Source organism: Streptomyces sp. R-74717, from assembly GCF_047305335.1.
In the GTDB taxonomy this organism is placed as follows: domain Bacteria; phylum Actinomycetota; class Actinomycetes; order Streptomycetales; family Streptomycetaceae; genus Streptomyces; species Streptomyces atratus.
In genome coordinates this window covers 8,451,341-8,467,223 of sequence record NZ_CP102361.1, presented here as the reverse complement: position 1 = coordinate 8,467,223, position 15,883 = coordinate 8,451,341, and the positions used below count along the sequence as shown (strand labels likewise).

Below are 15,883 nucleotides of genomic sequence, written 5' to 3'. Positions count from 1 at the left end.
AGGGAATCGCGGTCGCGGCCATGCCGCGCCTTCGATCGCCGGACGGGCCCCGGGACACCGGTCCTGCCCGTCCGGCGCTTCTCGCCCCGCCCGACAGCAGGCCCTAAACGGCCACCGCCCCGCCCGAGTCCACCCGCACCGCCGCGGCCGCCGCGCCCACCAGCCCCGCGTCGGTGCCCATCACCGCCGGGGCCACCGTGAGCTGCTGGACGAAGGAGAGCGTGGCGTACTGGCGCAGGGCGCGGCGCAGCGGAACGAAGAGGATGTCGCCCGCTCCGGCCACTCCCCCGCCGATCACCGCGATGTCGATCTCGACGAGCGTGGCGGTGGCGGCGATGCCGGCGGCCAGTGCCTGAGCGGCGCGCTCGAACGAGGCGATGGCGATCTGGTCCCCGGCGCGCGCGGCGGCAGCCACGGCGGCGGCCGAGGCATCGCCGTCCGGTCCGGGACGCCAGCCGGCCTCCAGCGCCCGGCGGGCGATGTTCGGTCCGCTGGCGATGCGCTCGACGCAGCCGCGCGAACCGCACGGGCACGGGTCACCGTCCAGGTCGACGCTGACATGGCCGATGTGCCCGGCGTTGCCCGTGGGGCCGGGGTGCAGTTTTCCGTCGAGGACGAGTCCGCCGCCCACACCGGTCGACACGACCATGCACAGCGCATTGTCGTAGCCGCGGGCCGCGCCCAGCCAGTGCTCGGCCGCCGTCATCGCGACGCCGTCACCGACCAGTTCGACGGGCAGTCCACCGGCCGCCTTACCGACCCGTTCCACCAGCGGGAAGCCGCGCCAGCCGGGGACATTGACGGGGCTGACCGTACCGGCCGAGGCGTCCACCGGGCCCGCGCTGCCGATACCGACGGCCGTCGCCCGCTCCCACAGCGGCGATCCCGACAACTCGGCCAGGACCTCCGTCACGGCCCCCATCACCGTCTCGGCGCTCTCCCGGGCGGGCGTCGGCCGCTGCGCCCGCACGAGGAGCGCGCCGCTGCCGTCCACCAGCGCGGCGGCGATCTTGGTGCCGCCGATGTCCAGCGCGGCGACGAGGTCGGTATGCATCGGTACGGCTCCGTGAGTAGGTGGCGAGGACCTGCGGCTTCGGTAAACAGTCTGCCCAGTCTCCATTCAGCTGACAACGTTGTCCAGGGCCTATGCTCGACGGCACAGCCTCCGGCCCCTCCGCGGCACCGCTCGCGGGCCCGCCGGACCGCCCGCACCCGACGACAGGACAGCGCACCGTGGCCGAGACCGCCCGTCACTCCGAGACCCGTTACGGCAACCGGCCGACCATGAAGGATGTGGCCGCCCGCGCCGGAGTGGGCCTCAAGACGGTCTCCCGTGTGGTCAACAGCGAGCCGGGGGTCACGCCCGACACCGAACGCCGGGTCCAGGAGGCCATCGAGGCTCTCGGCTTCCGCCGCAACGACAGCGCGCGCGTCCTGCGCAAGGGCCGCACCGCTTCCATCGGCCTGGTCCTGGAGGATCTCGCCGACCCGTTCTACGGTCCTCTGAGCCGCGCGGTGGAGGAGGTCGCCCGGGCACACGGCGCCCTGCTCATCAACGGGTCGAGCGCCGAGGACCCGGAGCGCGAGCAGGAGCTCGTACTCGCCCTGTGTGCGCGCCGGGTGGACGGGCTCATCGTGATTCCGGCCGGCGACGACCACCGCTATCTGGAACCGGAGATAAAGGCCGGCATCGCCACCGTCTTCGTGGACCGCCCGGCAGGCCGTATCGACGCCGACATGGTCCTCTCCGACAGCTTCGGCGGCGCCCGCCAGGGCGTCGCGCATCTGATCGCGCACGGCCACCGCCGGATCGGCTTCATCGGCGACCAGCCACGCATCCACACCGCCACCGAGCGACTGCGCGGCTACCACGCGGCCATGGCGGACGCCGGGACAACGGTCGAGGACTCATGGGTCTCCCTCGGCTCGACCGACCCCGACCGGGTCCGGGCCGCCGCCGAGCAGATGCTCTCCGGCCCCGAGCCCGTCACCGCGCTGTTCGCGGGCAACAACCGGGTGACGGTGACGGCGGTACGTGTCCTCGCCGAGCAGGAACGCCGGGTCGCCCTGGTCGGCTTCGACGACATCGAACTGGCCGACCTGCTCGGCATCACCGTCGTCTCCCAGGACGCCGCCGCCGTCGGCCGCACCGCTGCCGAGCACCTCTTCCGCCGTCTGGACGGCGCGGACCACGCCCCGGCCCGCGTGGAACTCCCCACGACGCTCATCCAGCGCGGCTCGGGCGAACTGCCGCCCGCCTGAGCCGCCGCGCCGCCACGGTCACCATGACACGACGGCCGGCGCGAGCACCTGTTACGGCGCGGTCACCGTGAGCCCGCCCCGCCGCGGCGACGCGAATGCGTCCAGGTCGGCGCGCGTCAGCCCGGTCAGGCGGGCGACCTCGGCGGTGTCCAGGGCGCCGCAGTCGATGCCGCGCAGGAGGTACCCGCTGAGCGCCTTGGCGGTGGCGGGTTCGTCCATGACGTCACCGCCGGCCTTGGCCACATACGCGGCGAGCCGGGCTGCGGCCTGCTCCAGGCCCTCGCGGTAGAAGGTGTAGACGGCTGCGTAACGGGTCGGCAGGTGGCCCGGATGCATGTCCCAGCCCTGGTAGTAGGCGCGGGCCAGGGCACGACGGGTGAGGCCGTAGTGGAGTCGCCAGGCCTCGTGGACCTGGTGGGTCGGGCCGACCGGGAGGACGTTGGTGGAGCCGTCGCAGACCCGTACACCGGTGCCTGCGGCGGCGACCTGCATGACGGCCTTGGCGTGGTCGGCGGCCGGGTGGTCGCTGGCCTGGTAGGCGGGGCTGACGCCGATGCAGGCGCTGTAGTCGAAAGTGCCGTAGTGCAGACCGGTGGCGCGGCCCTGCGCGGCGTCGATCATGCGAGCCACGGCGGCGGTGCCGTCGGCGGCGAGGATGGACTGGCTGGTCTCGATCTGGATCTCGAAGCCGAGGCGGCCCGACGGCAGCCCGTGCGCCTGCTCGAACGCTTCGAGGAGCCTGACGAAGGCGGTGACCTGCTCGGGGTACGTCACCTTGGGGAGAGTGAGGACAAGCCCGTCGGGGAGGCCGCCCGCCTGCATCAGGCCGGTGAGGAAGATGTCCGTGGTGCGGATGCCGCGGTCGCGTACGGCGGCCTCCATGCACTTCATCCGGATGCCCATGTACGGGGCCGCCGTGCCGTTCCCGTACGCCTCCGAGACCAGCCGGGCGGCGCGGGCGGCGGCCTCGTCCTCCTCGGCATCGGGGCGGGGGCCGTAGCCGTCCTCGAAGTCGATGCGCAGGTCTTCGACGGGCTCGCGCTCCAGCTTGGCACGTACCCGGTCGTGGACGGGTGCGGCGAGCTCGTCAGGGATGCCGAGGACGGCGGCGAACGAGGCCGCGTCGGGGGCATGCTCGTCCAGGGCCTTCAGCGCCTGGTCGCCCCAGGAGCGGATGGTGCCGGAGGTGAACGTGTCGCCGGGGACGTAGACCGTGTGGACCGGCTGGCGCGTCCCCGGGTCGCCCGGGTAGCGGTGGGCAAGCTCGGCGTCGACCGCGGTGAGGGAGGCGCTGATCTCCTCGCTGACCGCACCGGCGAGGCTCGTCGACACCTTCTCCTGCTGACCCATTTCCACACCCTCCACAGTCACACCGTTTCCGCTTCCCGGAATCAACAATCCGTATAGTGAAGTTATAAGGCCACCGGATCTGCGTCAATGGTGATCGGAAACGGTCCGGGGCCGCGCGGTGAGTTCACACCGTGCGGCCCCGGACCGTCGGAAAAAAAGGGGGGAGTGCAGCTGGACGGCGAGTCAGCCCTTGCGGGACTTGACCTCGTCGGTGAGCTGGGGGACGACCTGGAAGAGGTCGCCGACGACGCCGTAGTCGACGAGGTCGAAGATCGGGGCCTCGGCGTCCTTGTTGATCGCGACGATCGTCTTGGACGTCTGCATGCCGGCGCGGTGCTGGATCGCGCCGGAGATGCCGGAGGCGATGTACAGCTGCGGGGAGACCGACTTGCCGGTCTGGCCGACCTGGTTGGAGTGCGGGTACCAGCCGGCGTCGACCGCGGCACGCGAGGCGCCGACGGCCGCACCGAGCGAGTCGGCCAGCGCCTCGATGATCGCGAAGTTCTCCGCACCGTTGACGCCGCGGCCGCCGGAGACGACGATCGCGGCCTCGGTCAGCTCGGGGCGGCCCGTCGACTCGCGCGGCGTGCGGGACAGCACCTTCGTGCCGGTGGCCTGCGCGGAGAACGACACCGCCAGGGTCTCGACCGCACCCGCCGCCGGGGCGGCCTCGACCGGAGCCGAGTTCGGCTTGACCGTGATGACCGGGGTCCCCCTGGAGACACGGGACTTGGTGGTGAACGACGCGGCGAACGCGGACTGCGTGGCGACGGGACCCTGCTCACCGGCCTCCAGGTCGACGGCGTCGGTGATGACGCCCGAACCGATCCGGACCGCGAGACGGGCCGCGATCTCCTTGCCCTCCGCGGAGGACGGGACCAGCACCGCCACCGGGGAGAGTGCCGCGTGAGCGGCCTGCAGCGCGTCGACCTTCGGCACGACCAGATAATCGGCGAACTCCGGCGCATCAGCGGTCAGGACCCTCACCGCACCGTGCTCGGCCAGCACCCCCGCGGTGCCGGCGGCACCCTCGCCGAGCGCGACCGCGACCGGCTCACCGACCCGACGCGCCAGCGTCAAAAGCTCCAGGGTCGGCTTGCGGACGGCACCGTCCACGTGATCGACATAAACGAGAACTTCAGCCATGGGACTTCAATCTCCTGCGAGTAGCGAAGAAACGACGGGGGACGAACAAGGGGGTCAGATGAACTTCTGGCCGGCCAGGAACTCGGCCAGCTGCCTGCCGCCCTCGCCCTCGTCCTTGACGATCGTGCCCGCCGAACGGGCCGGACGCTGCGCCGCGGAATCCACCACGGTCCAGGCACCCGCCAGACCGACCTCGTCCGCCTCGATCTCCAGGTCCTCCAGATCCAGCGACTGAACCGGCTTCTTCTTCGCCGCCATGATCCCCTTGAACGACGGGTAACGCGCCTCACCCGACTGGTCCGTCACCGACACCACCGCCGGCAACGACGCCTCCAGCCGCTCCGAGGCCGTGTCACCGTCCCGGCGGCCCGTCACCGTGCCGCCCTCGACCGACACCTCGGACAACAGCGTGACCTGCGCAACCCCCAGACGCTCCGCCAGCACCGCCGGCAGCACACCCATCGTGCCGTCCGTCGACGCCATCCCACAGATCACCAGGTCGTAACCCGTCTTCTCGATCGCCTTCGCCAGCACCAGCGACGTGCCCATCACATCACTGCCGTGCAGATCGTCGTCCTCGACGTGAACAGCCTTGTCCGCACCCATCGACAGCGCCTTGCGCAACGCGTCCTTCGCATCCTCCGGACCCACCGTCAGCACGGTGATCTCCGCATCGTCCGCATCGTCCGCGATCTGCAGCGCCTGCTCCACCGCGTACTCGTCGAGCTCCGACAGCAGACCGTCGACATCCTCACGGTCCAGCGTCAGGTCATCGGCGAAGTGCCGGTCGCCGGTGGCGTCGGGCACGTACTTCACACAGACAACGATCCTCAAGCTCACGCCGGCTCTCCTACTGCATCGTCATTTCTGGGCTGCCTTGTTGCACGCAGCATAGGCGCCTGATGGGGCGGTTTCCGGTCGGGGCGACCGACGCTCCGAAGGAAATATTACTAGCCAGTACACCCAGTGTTTCCCCCATGAGCAAGCGCTTGGAACTGTGATCTGGCCAACGTGCGGCGCCCTTGCGCCGCTTGGGAATTCTCAGTCCCGCAGAGCGGTGAAACGTCCCTGGTGATACAGCAGCGGGCGACCGCCTCCGGCCGGGTCGCCGACCACGGCCTCCGCGATCACGATCCGGTGGTCCCCCGCCGGAACCCGGGCCACCACGCGGCAGACCAGCCACGCCAGCACACCGTCGAGCACCGGCACGCCTTCGGGCCCACTGCGCCAATAGGTGGACGGGCCGAACCGGTCGGCGCCGCTGCGGGCGAAGGTGGCGGCCAGCTCCTGCTGGTGCTCACCGAGTATGTGGACGCCGATGTGTCCGGCCTCGGCCACGACCGGCCAACTGGAGGACGAGGTCCCCACACCGAAGGAGATCAGTGGCGGCTCGGCGGCGACGGAGTTGAGAGAGGTTGCGGTGAATCCGACCGGCCGGTCACCTGCGGCGGTGATCACTGCCACACCGGCGGCGTGCTGCCGGAAGACCGAGCGGAGGAGTTCGGGGGATGCCGTGCGGGAGGTGCCGAGCTCGGGCGAAGCCGTCATGGAGGTGTCCTTCTGCGGAGGAGGCGTACGGGGCCGTGGTTGCTCAGGCACCCGGACAGCGCGCACTCGCGGTGCGGGCGAGATCCACATGGACCCGGCCGTAGAGAAGGAGTTCCGGCGGCATAGCGTCAGACTGACGATGCTCGGTGGGGGCAGTCAAGAGCGTTCCGCAATGTGGGAGATGCATCACGGTCCGTCACATCGCGCGTCCCAATGCGGCGACGACGTCGACGGTGCGCGGCTGCCCGACGGCCCGGCGGACGATGCGGCCGGTGGCGTCGAGGATCAGCACGGTCGGCGTCCGGCTGATCCCCAGCTCGCGCACGAGAGTGAGATGCGCCTCGGCGTCGATCTCGACATGGGCGACGCCGTCCACCATTCGCGCCACCTGGACGAGGGTGCGCCGGGTGGCCCGGCAGGGCTGACAGAACGCGCTGGAGAACTGCACAAGGGTTGCCCGCTCCCCCAATTCCGCGCCGAGTTGGGCCGCGTCCAGCGTTCCCTCGTATGCTTGCCCGTCCACCTTCGGCCTCCTGTCAGAGCTCTTCGCAAGGGGTCAGCGCCACCGGGTACCAAGACATTCCCGGCGGTTCCACGTGACGAGAATCTCGCGGCCCACGCCCTCGGAGACTGGCCACCGCGTCGCGCATGGGGCACGATCGGCGCAATGCCGAAAACCTACGGCTGCGTAACTTCCGCCGGGAGAACCCTCCTCAGGCGCTGAAGAAGGGTCTTCTCCAGATGGCAGAACTCGTCTATCGGCCGGTCATCGGCGCCGCATGCACGTTTTTCAAGGCGCTTGACCTGAAGATCGACACTCAGGGTTCCGAGCACATCCCGAAGACCGGTGGCGCGGTACTGGTCAGCAACCACATCAGCTATCTGGACTTCATCTTCACCGGGCTCGCGGCGCTGCCGCAGAAGCGTCTTGTCCGCTTCATGGCGAAGGAATCGGTCTTCCGGCACAAGGTCTCGGGCCCGCTGATGCGCGGCATGAAGCACATCCCCGTCGACCGCAAGCAGGGCGAGGACGCATATGCGCACGCCCTTGCCTCGCTGCGTTCCGGCGAGATCGTCGGCGTGTTCCCCGAGGCCACGATCTCGGAGTCGTTCACGCTGAAGAGCTTCAAGTCGGGCGCTGCCCGGCTGGCCCAGGAGGCCGGCGTGCCGCTGATCCCGATGGCGCTGTGGGGGACGCAGCGATTGTGGACCAAGGGCCGGCCGCGCAATTTCAAGCGCAACCACATTCCGGTGACGATCCGGGTCGGCGAGCCGGTGGAGGCACCCGCCGACCAGTACGCGGGCGCGATCACCCGGCGGCTGCGGGAGCGGGCCCAGGAGCTCCTCGAAGCGGCTCAGCGCGCCTATCCCGTGCGTCCGAAGGACGCGAGCGACACCTGGTGGGTGCCCTCGCACCTCGGCGGTACGGCTCCGACGCCCGCCGAGGTGCGCGAGAAGAGCTGACGCGGCCGGCTCACGGCCACGACCGGAATATCACTCCGGGGTGCCGACAGCGATCCGCGCCCCGGGGCTCAGCTTCTCCAGCCATTCGGCGAGTTCGGCGCCTGCGGCTTCGAGTTCGCCGATCGTCATGGGCGCGAGGCGCTCCAGCAGGAATACGGCGTTCACGGACTGCTCGGTGAGCCGGGTGCGCACACCCTGTCGCCAGTTCCAGCGACGGCAGGTGACGCCCTCGTCGTCGCACCAGACGACTTCGCCGGGCTCGGGGTGCTCCACGGTCTCCTCGCCGCCCGCGACGGTGGCGAAAGGCTCCTGGCCAGTGGAACGTACGAGCTGCATGGTGCCGTTGATGCGGTCGGTGTCCTCGCCGCCGACCGGAATCAGGTGGGCAACGCTGATGGCGTTGTAGAGGTCGACCAGGAGATTGATGCGCGGCAGCCCGGCGTCGGTGAGCGCACGCCGGGCCAGGGCTTCGGCGGAGTTGCGGGTGCGGGAGGGCTTGGCGCCAAAGGCTGTGTAGGTGTCGCGCCAGGCGGCGAGGTGGGGGTCCTCGTGCGGGGCCCGGCCGTCGAGCCGCCCGGCCAGGCGCCGGGCCGCCTCGTCCAGCAGGGCCGAGCTGTCGTCGTTGCTGGGCCCGTTGACCAGGCCGCGCGCTTCGACGGCGAGGTGACTGAAGCCGGGGGCGAGGGTACGTACGTCGTCGGAGACGGTGAACGTCAGGGTCATCGGCTGCCTTGCCTCGGGACGGGATTTCAGAGCGCTGTGGGGAGCGTGCGCCACAGCTGCGGGCGGTCCTCGGCGGACCGGAGGCCGCGCAGTACCGCCGGATGCGGTGCCACATAGAGTACTGGATAGTCCACTTCATTGAACTCCCGGCGGACGGGCCATGCCAGCCGCTCCTCGTCGAGCGAGAAGTGGGCGTCGACGCCCGGCTTGTTGCCCCGGGGGTCCTGACGGTCCCAGCGGCCGCGGCCGGGCAGCCGAACCGCGATCAGCCCGTGCACGGGGCCCGGATCCCCGTTCTCATCGCCGAGCCCCTGGTAGCAGAGGGCGGTCGGGATGCCCGCCGCGCGGAGGAGGGCGGCCAGAGCGTGGGACTTGGAGTGGCAGATACCGTTGCGCGTCGCGAGGACGTCAAAGGCGCGCCAGGCGACCCGCATGTCGCCCGAATCGGCGGAGTGCGGAATGGCATCACGCACCAAAGCGTAGGCGGCGGCCGCGTATGCGTATGCGTATGCGTATGCGTCGGTGGTATTGCTGCGGAGATCGGCGACCGTATCCCGTACCAGCGGATGCTCGTGGTCGATGGCCTCATCGGCGGCGAGACAGGCGGAAAGTTCCGGAACTTGCTGGATCAGCTCCATGGCCGTCGAGCGCAGGTAAGCGGCCGACTGGATGTCAATGACTTTCCGGTCGACCGCATACTTATTCAGCTACTGCTTCGCCATCTCTTCCTTCAGCGCAAGGATGAATGCGTCGACATCGTCCTCCGTGGTGTCGAAGGAGCACATCCAGCGCACATCACCGGCAGCCTCGTCCCAGAAGTAGAAGCGGAAGCGCTTCTGCAGCCGCTCGCTCACCTCGTGCGGCAGCCGGGCGAAGACGGCATTGGCCTGGACGGGGTGGAGGATCTCCACGCCGCCCACCGCACGCACGCCCTCCGCGAGCCGCTGGGCCATGGCGTTGGCGTGCCGGGCGTTGCGCAGCCAGAGGTCTCCGGCGAGCAGTGCCTCCAGCTGTACGGAGACGAAGCGCATCTTCGAGGCGAGCTGCATCGACAGTTTGCGCAGGTGCTTCATGGCACGGACGGCGTCCGGGTTCAGGACGACCACGGCCTCGCCGAAGATCGCCCCGTTCTTCGTGCCGCCGAAGGACAGGACGTCGACGCCGACGGTGTTGGTGAACGTACGCATCGGTACGTCCAGCGACGCCGCGGCGTTGGCTATCCGGGCCCCGTCCAGGTGGACCTTCATGCCGTGGCCGTGGGCATGGTCGCAGATGGCGCGGATCTCGTCGGGTGTGTAGACCGTGCCCAGTTCGGTGTTCTGAGCAATCGACACGACCTGCGGCATGGCGCGGTGCTCGTCGTCCCAGCCGTACGCCTGCCGGTCGATGAGCTCGGGCGTGAGCTTGCCGTCCGGGGTGGGCACGGTGAGCAGCTTGAGGCCGCCCACCCGCTCCGGGGCACCGCCCTCATCGACATTGATGTGGGCGGACTCGGCGCAGATCACCGCGCCCCAGCGGTCGGTCATCGCCTGGAGGGAGACGACGTTGGCGCCGGTTCCGTTGAAGACCGGAAAGGCTTCGGCGGTCGGGCCGAAGTGACTGTGCATGACGCGCTGGAGATGCTCGGTGTAATTGTCCTCGCCGTAGGCGATCTGGTGACCGCCGTTGGCAAGGGCGATGGCCGCGAGGATCTCCGGGTGCGTGCCGGCGTAGTTGTCGCTGGCGAAGCCGCGTACCTGCGGGTCGTGGTGGCGTCGCGCGTCGGTCCTTACGGTTGCGGGGTCAGCCACAGGCGCTTTCCGTTCACTTCCGGGGCGGGCCTGTCCCAGACGCCGGCGATGGCATCGGCCAGCTCCTTGACGTCGGTGAAGCCCGCGAATTTCGCATTGGGGCGCTCGGCGCGCATCGCGTCGTGCACCAGTGCCTTGACGATCAGGATCGCAGCCGCGGTCCTGGGCCCTTCGTCGCCCCCCGCTTTGCGGAAGGAGTCCGCGAGCGCGAGCGTCCAGGCCTCGGCCGCCGCCTTCGACGCGGCATAGGCTGCGTTTCCCTCAGTGGGCTTGCTCGCCCCGGCCGCGCTGATCAGCACATAGCGACCCCGGTCGCTGCGCTGCAGACCCCCCTGGAAGGCCAGCGAGGTGTGCTGGACCGTACGGATCAGCAGCTTCTCCAGCAGGTTCCAGTCGGCGAGGTCGGTCTCGGCGAAGGTGGCACTGCCGCGCCAGCCGCCGACGAGGTGGACCAGGCCGTCGATCCGGCCGAATTCCTTCTCCGTCTTGTCCGCCCATTCGCGGGCGGCAGCGAGGTCCAGCAGATCGACGGTGTCACCCGTGACCGTGGCGCCGCCGTGGGCGTAGCGGGCGGCGTCGACCGCCTCGGCCAGGCGGGTGGCATCGGCGTCGGAGGCGACGACGGTCGCACCGGCCTCGGCGAGCCTCAACAGGGCGGCCCGGCCGGCCGGGCCCGCGGCCCCGGCGACCGCGACCACGGCGCCTTCGAGAGCACCGCTCCCATTGCCCTTGCCATTTCCGTTCATGGCCACCGCCTCCTTGTGCCCGGCGCTCACGCGGCTGCCCGCTCGGCATCCGCGGCGGTGATCCCCTTGGTCGAGGCAATCACGTTCTTCAGCTTCTTGGAGAGTGCCTCATAGAACATGCTCAGGGGAAACTCGTCCGGAAGCACGTCGTCGACGAGCTTCCGCGGCGGCTGGGAAAGATCCAGCGCGTCCGGGCCCTTGGCCCAGCGGGAGCCCGGGTGCGGGGCGAGGTAGGTCGAGACCAGGTCGTACGCGGCGAACCAGTGGACGAGCTTGGGGCGGTCGATGCCGTCGCGGTAGAGATTCTCGATCTCGGTGCAGAGCTGGTTGGTGACCTGCGGGGCACGGTCCCAGTCGATCCTCAGCGTGTTGTCGGTCCAACGGATCACGTCGTGCTTGTGAAGGTACGCGAAGAGCAGCTGGCCGCCGAGGCCGTCGTAGTTGCGGACGCGCTCGCCGGTGACGGGGAAGCGGAACATCCGGTCGAACAGCACGGCGTACTGCACATCGCGGCCCTGCGGGAAGCCGTCGGCCTCCAGCTTCACGGCCTCCTTGAAGGCGGTGAGGTCGCAGCGCAGCTCTTCGAGCCCGTACATCCAGAACGGCTGGCGCTGCTTGATCATGAAGGGGTCGAACGGCAGGTCGCCGTGGCTGTGCGTCCGGTCGTGGACCATGTCCCAGAGGACGAAGGCCTGCTCGCAGCGCTGCTGGTCACCGACCATCTCGCGGATGTCGTCGGGCAGCTCGACGCCGAGCAGATCGACCGACGCCTCGGTGACCCGGCGGAAGCGGGCGGCCTCGCGGTCGCAGAAGATTCCGCCCCAGCTGAAGCGCTCGGGGGCCTCGCGCACGGCGACGGTCTCCGGGAAGAGCACCGCGGAGTTGGTGTCGTATCCCGAGGTGAAGCCCTCGAAGGTGATGCCGCAGAACAACGGGTTGTCGTAGCGGGTGGCTTCGAGCTCGGCCAGCCACTCGGGCCAGACCATCCGCAGCACGACCGCTTCGAGGTTGCGGTCCGGGTTGCCGTTCTGTGTGTACATCGCAAAGACGACCAGGTGCTGGAGCCCGTCGGTGCGGTCCTTGGCCGGCTGGAAGGCGAGCAGCGAGTCGAGGAAGTCCGGCACGCCGAAGCCGTCCGCGGCCCAGCGACCCAGGTCCATGACAAGGGCACGGTGGTAGGCGTCGTCGTGCGGAAGCAGCGGGGAGAGCTCCTCGACCGCGGCGATCACGCGATCCAGCGTCGCCCGGGCAGCCGCCCGGGACGGCGCGCCCTCGGCGTCGAAGTCGATGGAACCGTCCTTCGACTGCCAGGGGCGGATCTCCTCCACGGCATTCTTGAGCGCGGGCCAGGCGGGGTGATCGACCACCCGCTGGTCCGTAGGTATGTCACCTGCGGCAACGTCGTGCACAAGAATTTCCGTCATAACACTTCCTCCACAGGAGAACCTCGCGTCAAGCAACCGTATCCATCCACTGTTCCTTCGGACAAGTGGGCCCCAGAAGATTATCCTGCCGACCCCCTATGGTCACCGCGATTCTTCCTGCCCAGAACCTTTCCTGCGAACGCTTCCGTCGGCCGGACCCATTGTGGAGGCTCCGCTTCCGCCGGCCTCGCACACATGAGCGGTCAGGCCATGCAGGGCGCGCCCACGCACGGGTGACACAGCTCGCCCGGCACGGCCGTCTGCCGGTAGGACGGACGGGATCCGCCCTTCGCGCCACCTCTGGAGATCCGCCGCGTGAGTATCCGTGCCGTTCTTGTCGCAGCCGTCATCACCGGGTTCCTGCTCGGTGCCGCCGACGTCCAGGGACACAGCGCCACTCCCCCTCGTCCGAGCGGCCCTCTCTCGGGGGTGGGCCATTAGGCTGCCGAATTGCCGTAATGCCGTAGTGCCTCGTGGGTAGGAGCCGCACGCGGGAAGACGCCGTCGACGGAAGCGAGTTGCCTTGTCTTTTCTCACCATCGGTCATCGCGGAGTGATGGGTGTCGAGCCGGAGAACACCCTGCGGTCGTTCGTCCATGCGGAGCAGGCCGGGATGGACGCCATCGAACTGGACCTTCATCTGAGCAAGGACGGCGCGCTGGCCGTCATGCACGACGCCGATGTGGACCGTACGACGGACGGCAGCGGTCCGATCGCCGAGAAGACCCTGTCGGAGCTGCGCGAACTCGATGCCGGGCAGGGCGAGCGCGTGCCGGTCTTCGAGGAGGTGCTCGACGCCGTACGGTCCCCCGTTCAGGCGGAGATCAAGGATGTGGCCGCGGCCCGCGCCCTGTCCGAAGTGATGCTGCGACGCGGTCTCGTCGACCGGGTCGAGGTGTCGTCGTTCCACGACGAGGCGGTCGCCGAGATCGCCCGACTGGTGCCGGGGGTTCGGACCGTACTCATCGCGAGCCGCTGGCGCAGCGATGTGGTGGACCGGGCGAAGGCGGTGGGTGCGGCGACGCTGGCGCTGAACATCCGCCGCCTCACCCTGGAGGTGGTCGAGCAGGCGCACGCCGAAGGGCTGAAGGTCATCGGCTGGGTGGTGAACACCCAGGACCATCTGCGGCTGGTACGCGCCCTGCGACTGGACGGCGCGACCACCGACTACCCGGAGATCCGCCGCGCCGGCCGCTTCACCGCCTGATTGCCGGCCCGGTCAGACCAGGTCCTTGATCAGCAGCTCGAACGCGAGATCGTCGCGCTGCGGGACACCGAAGCGATCGTCGCCGTACGGGAACGGGCTGAGCTTTCCCGTACGGCGGTAGCCGCGGCGCTCGTACCAGGCGATCAGCTCCTCGCGCACCGAGATCACGGTCATGTGCATCTCGGTCACCCCCCAGCTCTTGCGGACGGTGCGCTCGGCCTCGGCGATGATCACCTTGCCGAGACCGGCTCCCTGCAGCTCGGGACGGACCGCGAACATCCCGAAGTAGGCGGCGTCACCGCGGTGTTCGAGCTGGCAGCAGGCGATGAGCGCACCGTCGCGCTCCACCACGAGCAGTCGGCTGCCGGGCGCTTCGACGACCTCGCGGACGCCGTCCGGGTCGGTCCGCTGCCCTTGCAGGATGTCCGCCTCGGTGGTCCATCCGGCCCGGCTGGAGTCCCCCCGGTACGCCGACTCGATCAGCGTCACGAGTGCGGGCACATCGACGTCGGCCGCGTCGCGGAAGGTCAGCTGTCCCGAGTCCTCGGCAGGGGCTATGTCCATGGTGGTGGCTCTCCATTTCTCTGCTGTGGCCGTGCCGAAGCAGCGTAACCCGCGTGTTCCGGACCTAGAGTTCGGCGCATGGTTCATGTGCTGAGCAGCCGGATCCTGCTGCGTCCGGCCGATCCCGAGCGGTCACGGATCTTCTACGGCCAGGCCCTCGGGCTGCCCGTCTACCGGGAATTCGGCACCGGCCCCGAGCGGGGCACGGTCTATTTCCTCGGCGGCGGCTTCCTGGAGGTCTCCGGGCGCGCCACCGCACCCCCGGCGCCCGGCCTCGAACTGTGGCTGCAGGTCGCGGACGTCCGGGCGGCGCACCAAGAGGTGTCGGCCCGTGGCGTCGAGGTGCTGCGACCGCCGGCGCGCGAGCCGTGGGGGCTCGTCGAGATGTGGATCCGCGATCCGGACGGGCACAGGATCGTCGTGGTGGAAGTACCGGAGGACCATCCACTGCGCCACCGCCCGTAGAAGTGCCGGTGCGCCGTCAGTGCGCGGCGCGGCTTCTCTGCGGGCAGTCCTGGACAGGGTGCCAATGATGGCGGCGCGCGGCAGCTGGGCGGCGAGGGAGCCGGTACGGCGTCGTGGTGCAGGGACAGTTCGCGTAGGCGTTTTCCTCCAACGGCGTACAGGCCCCGCTCAACCAGTACGGCGACCCAGGCACGGCGGGTGTGCTCGTCCACGCTGCGTCCGGTGGGGTTGTGGACGGAGGGCTGCGGATGGGCGAGGCGTGTGCGGATGCGGCCGGCCGTGCCAGTGCGGCGGCGTTGTCGCCATGGGCGGCGTCCGCAGGCAGCGGGAACAGCTCCCGCCGAGCGCGCCATCACCGACCGGGCACGCACCTTCAAGTCCTTCACGATCGGCTGACCCAGCCGGCGGGAGCACACGGCGCGGCAGGGAACACCCCCTCCGCGCGCTCCCCGTATACCTCAGTGCGCCGCGTACGACGGTCCGGGCCCGGGCATCGACTAGGAGGGACCGACGTCGTACGCCCAGGGGGAGGTGCGCTGTGCACGGACCGGCGATGTCCGGCTGGCTGCTGATGGCGTTGTGCGGGGCGACGGGCGTGTACTGCCTGCTGCGCACGCGCAGAGAGACGGGGGAGCGGCGCAGGACGGCGCGTGCGGAGGCGTTGATGGGCTTCGGCATGGCCGCCATGGCCGTGCCGGCCGCCGTCGTGACACCACCAGTGTGGGGGTGGGCGGTGTACGCGGTGCTGTTCTGCGCGGCCTCGTTGCGCGCACTGTGGTTCTCCCGGCGCAGCACGCACCATCTGCACCATCTGGTCGGGTCGTCGGCGATGGTCTACATGGCGCTGGCGATGGCACCGGGCGCTGGAGGTGCGCACGGCGAGCACGGCGGACACACGGGCCATGATGTCGCGGTGGCGGCCGGGGGCATACCTCTGCTGACCGGACTGCTGCTGGCTTACTACGCGGTGTATGTGCTGCGTTCGGGAGCCCGGTTGATGCCGGCGGCCACCACGGCGGGGAGCGGTGGCGGGCCGGTCGGGGGCGGCTGGGGCGCATGGCCCGAGCTGGCTCTCGCCTGTCGGCTGACGATGGGGATAGCCATGTTCACCATGCTGCTCACTCTGTGAGACAGGGGGCAGGCCAAGCCGTGGCGTGCATCACTTGCCGCGCGCAGCCATACCCGTGGCTACCG

At 69.8% G+C, this 15,883-nt stretch carries 18 protein-coding genes; 5 read left to right on the top strand and 13 right to left on the bottom strand.

From position 1 onward, the window contains the following. Nucleotides 1-103: 103 nt before the first annotated feature. Nucleotides 104-1,054, bottom strand: a complete 951-nt coding sequence (locus tag NRF20_RS38885; protein ID WP_398634681.1) for an ROK family protein — start codon at nucleotides 1,052-1,054, stop codon at nucleotides 104-106. Between the two features lie 179 nt (nucleotides 1,055-1,233). On the opposite strand from NRF20_RS38885, the gene NRF20_RS38880 reads away from it, so the two are divergent. Then, the gene (locus NRF20_RS38880; protein WP_398634692.1) at nucleotides 1,234-2,262 is read left to right on the top strand and encodes a LacI family DNA-binding transcriptional regulator; all 1,029 of its coding nucleotides are present in this window, start codon (nucleotides 1,234-1,236) and stop codon (nucleotides 2,260-2,262) included. A 51-nt stretch (nucleotides 2,263-2,313) separates the two neighbouring features. On the opposite strand, the gene NRF20_RS38875 is transcribed toward NRF20_RS38880, so the two are convergent. The 6 genes from NRF20_RS38875 to NRF20_RS38850 form a co-directional block, all read right to left on the bottom strand. Further along, complete coding sequence (locus NRF20_RS38875; RefSeq protein ID WP_398634680.1) at nucleotides 2,314-3,612, bottom strand: DUF6986 family protein; 1,299 nt, start codon at nucleotides 3,610-3,612, stop codon at nucleotides 2,314-2,316. A gap of 183 nt (nucleotides 3,613-3,795) precedes the next feature. Continuing rightward, a complete protein-coding gene (locus NRF20_RS38870) occupies nucleotides 3,796-4,758 on the bottom strand; it encodes an electron transfer flavoprotein subunit alpha/FixB family protein (protein WP_398635371.1) in 963 nt (320 codons plus the stop codon). A 54-nt stretch (nucleotides 4,759-4,812) separates the two neighbouring features. After that, nucleotides 4,813-5,598 carry an electron transfer flavoprotein subunit beta/FixA family protein gene (locus tag NRF20_RS38865; protein WP_413752363.1) on the bottom strand — a complete coding sequence of 262 codons (786 nt, stop codon included), beginning with the start codon at nucleotides 5,596-5,598 and terminating at the stop codon, nucleotides 4,813-4,815. A gap of 201 nt (nucleotides 5,599-5,799) precedes the next feature. Beyond that, nucleotides 5,800-6,306, bottom strand: a complete 507-nt coding sequence (locus NRF20_RS38860) for a flavin reductase family protein (RefSeq protein ID WP_329832242.1) — start codon at nucleotides 6,304-6,306, stop codon at nucleotides 5,800-5,802. Nucleotides 6,307-6,349: 43 nt separating this feature from the next. After that, nucleotides 6,350-6,430 carry a putative leader peptide gene (locus tag NRF20_RS38855; RefSeq protein ID WP_323180820.1) on the bottom strand — a complete coding sequence of 27 codons (81 nt, stop codon included), beginning with the start codon at nucleotides 6,428-6,430 and terminating at the stop codon, nucleotides 6,350-6,352. A 72-nt stretch (nucleotides 6,431-6,502) separates the two neighbouring features. Further along, entirely contained in the window at nucleotides 6,503-6,829 is a 327-nt protein-coding gene (locus NRF20_RS38850) for a TlpA family protein disulfide reductase (protein ID WP_266364080.1), read from the bottom strand. 218 nt (nucleotides 6,830-7,047) lie between these two features. Between NRF20_RS38850 and NRF20_RS38845 the strand changes: the two genes are divergently transcribed. Beyond that, complete coding sequence (locus tag NRF20_RS38845) at nucleotides 7,048-7,770, top strand: lysophospholipid acyltransferase family protein (protein ID WP_329832245.1); 723 nt, start codon at nucleotides 7,048-7,050, stop codon at nucleotides 7,768-7,770. 30 nt (nucleotides 7,771-7,800) lie between these two features. Here NRF20_RS38845 and NRF20_RS38840 read toward each other — a convergent pair whose 3' ends face one another. The 5 genes from NRF20_RS38840 to NRF20_RS38820 all read right to left on the bottom strand — a co-directional run bounded on the left by NRF20_RS38840 (nucleotide 7,801) and on the right by NRF20_RS38820 (nucleotide 12,453). Beyond that, a complete protein-coding gene (locus tag NRF20_RS38840; protein ID WP_398633321.1) occupies nucleotides 7,801-8,493 on the bottom strand; it encodes a B3/4 domain-containing protein in 693 nt (230 codons plus the stop codon). A 26-nt stretch (nucleotides 8,494-8,519) separates the two neighbouring features. Next, nucleotides 8,520-9,131: a transglutaminase domain-containing protein gene (locus NRF20_RS38835; protein ID WP_398633320.1), complete on the bottom strand. Its 612-nt coding sequence runs from the start codon at nucleotides 9,129-9,131 to the stop codon at nucleotides 8,520-8,522. 69 nt (nucleotides 9,132-9,200) lie between these two features. Next, nucleotides 9,201-10,283 (bottom strand): threonine aldolase family protein, encoded by a 1,083-nt coding sequence (locus NRF20_RS38830; RefSeq protein WP_398633319.1) that lies wholly within the window; start codon nucleotides 10,281-10,283, stop codon nucleotides 9,201-9,203. Beyond that, complete coding sequence (locus tag NRF20_RS38825) at nucleotides 10,262-11,029, bottom strand: SDR family NAD(P)-dependent oxidoreductase (RefSeq protein ID WP_398633318.1); 768 nt, start codon at nucleotides 11,027-11,029, stop codon at nucleotides 10,262-10,264. Before NRF20_RS38825 ends, NRF20_RS38830 begins: the two co-directional genes overlap by 22 nt. A 26-nt stretch (nucleotides 11,030-11,055) precedes the next feature. Beyond that, complete coding sequence (locus tag NRF20_RS38820) at nucleotides 11,056-12,453, bottom strand: DUF6421 family protein (RefSeq protein WP_266364071.1); 1,398 nt, start codon at nucleotides 12,451-12,453, stop codon at nucleotides 11,056-11,058. Nucleotides 12,454-12,976: 523 nt separating this feature from the next. Here NRF20_RS38820 and NRF20_RS38815 point away from each other — a divergent pair. Beyond that, the gene (locus NRF20_RS38815) at nucleotides 12,977-13,660 is read left to right on the top strand and encodes a glycerophosphodiester phosphodiesterase (RefSeq protein WP_398633317.1); all 684 of its coding nucleotides are present in this window, start codon (nucleotides 12,977-12,979) and stop codon (nucleotides 13,658-13,660) included. Between the two features lie 12 nt (nucleotides 13,661-13,672). Here the strand turns inward: NRF20_RS38815 and NRF20_RS38810 are convergent, their stop codons facing one another. Then, nucleotides 13,673-14,224 carry a GNAT family N-acetyltransferase gene (locus NRF20_RS38810; protein WP_398633316.1) on the bottom strand — a complete coding sequence of 184 codons (552 nt, stop codon included), beginning with the start codon at nucleotides 14,222-14,224 and terminating at the stop codon, nucleotides 13,673-13,675. Nucleotides 14,225-14,302: 78 nt separating this feature from the next. Here NRF20_RS38810 and NRF20_RS38805 point away from each other — a divergent pair, with 78 nt between their 5' ends. After that, nucleotides 14,303-14,689: a VOC family protein gene (locus tag NRF20_RS38805; protein ID WP_398633315.1), complete on the top strand. Its 387-nt coding sequence runs from the start codon at nucleotides 14,303-14,305 to the stop codon at nucleotides 14,687-14,689. A gap of 538 nt (nucleotides 14,690-15,227) precedes the next feature. Continuing rightward, on the top strand, nucleotides 15,228-15,818 hold the full coding sequence (locus NRF20_RS38800; RefSeq protein ID WP_413754085.1) for a DUF5134 domain-containing protein: 591 nt from the start codon (nucleotides 15,228-15,230) through the stop codon (nucleotides 15,816-15,818). The last annotated feature ends 65 nt before the right edge of the window (nucleotides 15,819-15,883 follow it).

Excerpts from the sequence above, each read along its gene's own strand:
- NRF20_RS38885 (WP_398634681.1), bottom strand. The coding sequence starts at position 1,054 with ATGCATACCGACCTCGTCGCCGCGCTGGACATCGGCGGCACCAAGATC.
- NRF20_RS38875 (WP_398634680.1), bottom strand. The coding sequence starts at position 3,612 with ATGGGTCAGCAGGAGAAGGTGTCGACGAGCCTCGCCGGTGCGGTCAGC.
- NRF20_RS38870 (WP_398635371.1), bottom strand. The coding sequence starts at position 4,758 with ATGGCTGAAGTTCTCGTTTATGTCGATCACGTGGACGGTGCCGTCCGC.
- NRF20_RS38860 (WP_329832242.1), bottom strand. The coding sequence starts at position 6,306 with ATGACGGCTTCGCCCGAGCTCGGCACCTCCCGCACGGCATCCCCCGAA.
- NRF20_RS38855 (WP_323180820.1), bottom strand. The coding sequence starts at position 6,430 with ATGCCGCCGGAACTCCTTCTCTACGGCCGGGTCCATGTGGATCTCGCC.
- NRF20_RS38845 (WP_329832245.1), top strand. The coding sequence starts at position 7,048 with ATGGCAGAACTCGTCTATCGGCCGGTCATCGGCGCCGCATGCACGTTT.
- NRF20_RS38840 (WP_398633321.1), bottom strand. The coding sequence starts at position 8,493 with ATGACCCTGACGTTCACCGTCTCCGACGACGTACGTACCCTCGCCCCC.
- NRF20_RS38835 (WP_398633320.1), bottom strand. The coding sequence starts at position 9,131 with ATGGAGCTGATCCAGCAAGTTCCGGAACTTTCCGCCTGTCTCGCCGCC.
- NRF20_RS38825 (WP_398633318.1), bottom strand. The coding sequence starts at position 11,029 with ATGAACGGAAATGGCAAGGGCAATGGGAGCGGTGCTCTCGAAGGCGCC.
- NRF20_RS38820 (WP_266364071.1), bottom strand. The coding sequence starts at position 12,453 with ATGACGGAAATTCTTGTGCACGACGTTGCCGCAGGTGACATACCTACG.
- NRF20_RS38810 (WP_398633316.1), bottom strand. The coding sequence starts at position 14,224 with ATGGACATAGCCCCTGCCGAGGACTCGGGACAGCTGACCTTCCGCGAC.
- NRF20_RS38805 (WP_398633315.1), top strand. The coding sequence starts at position 14,303 with ATGGTTCATGTGCTGAGCAGCCGGATCCTGCTGCGTCCGGCCGATCCC.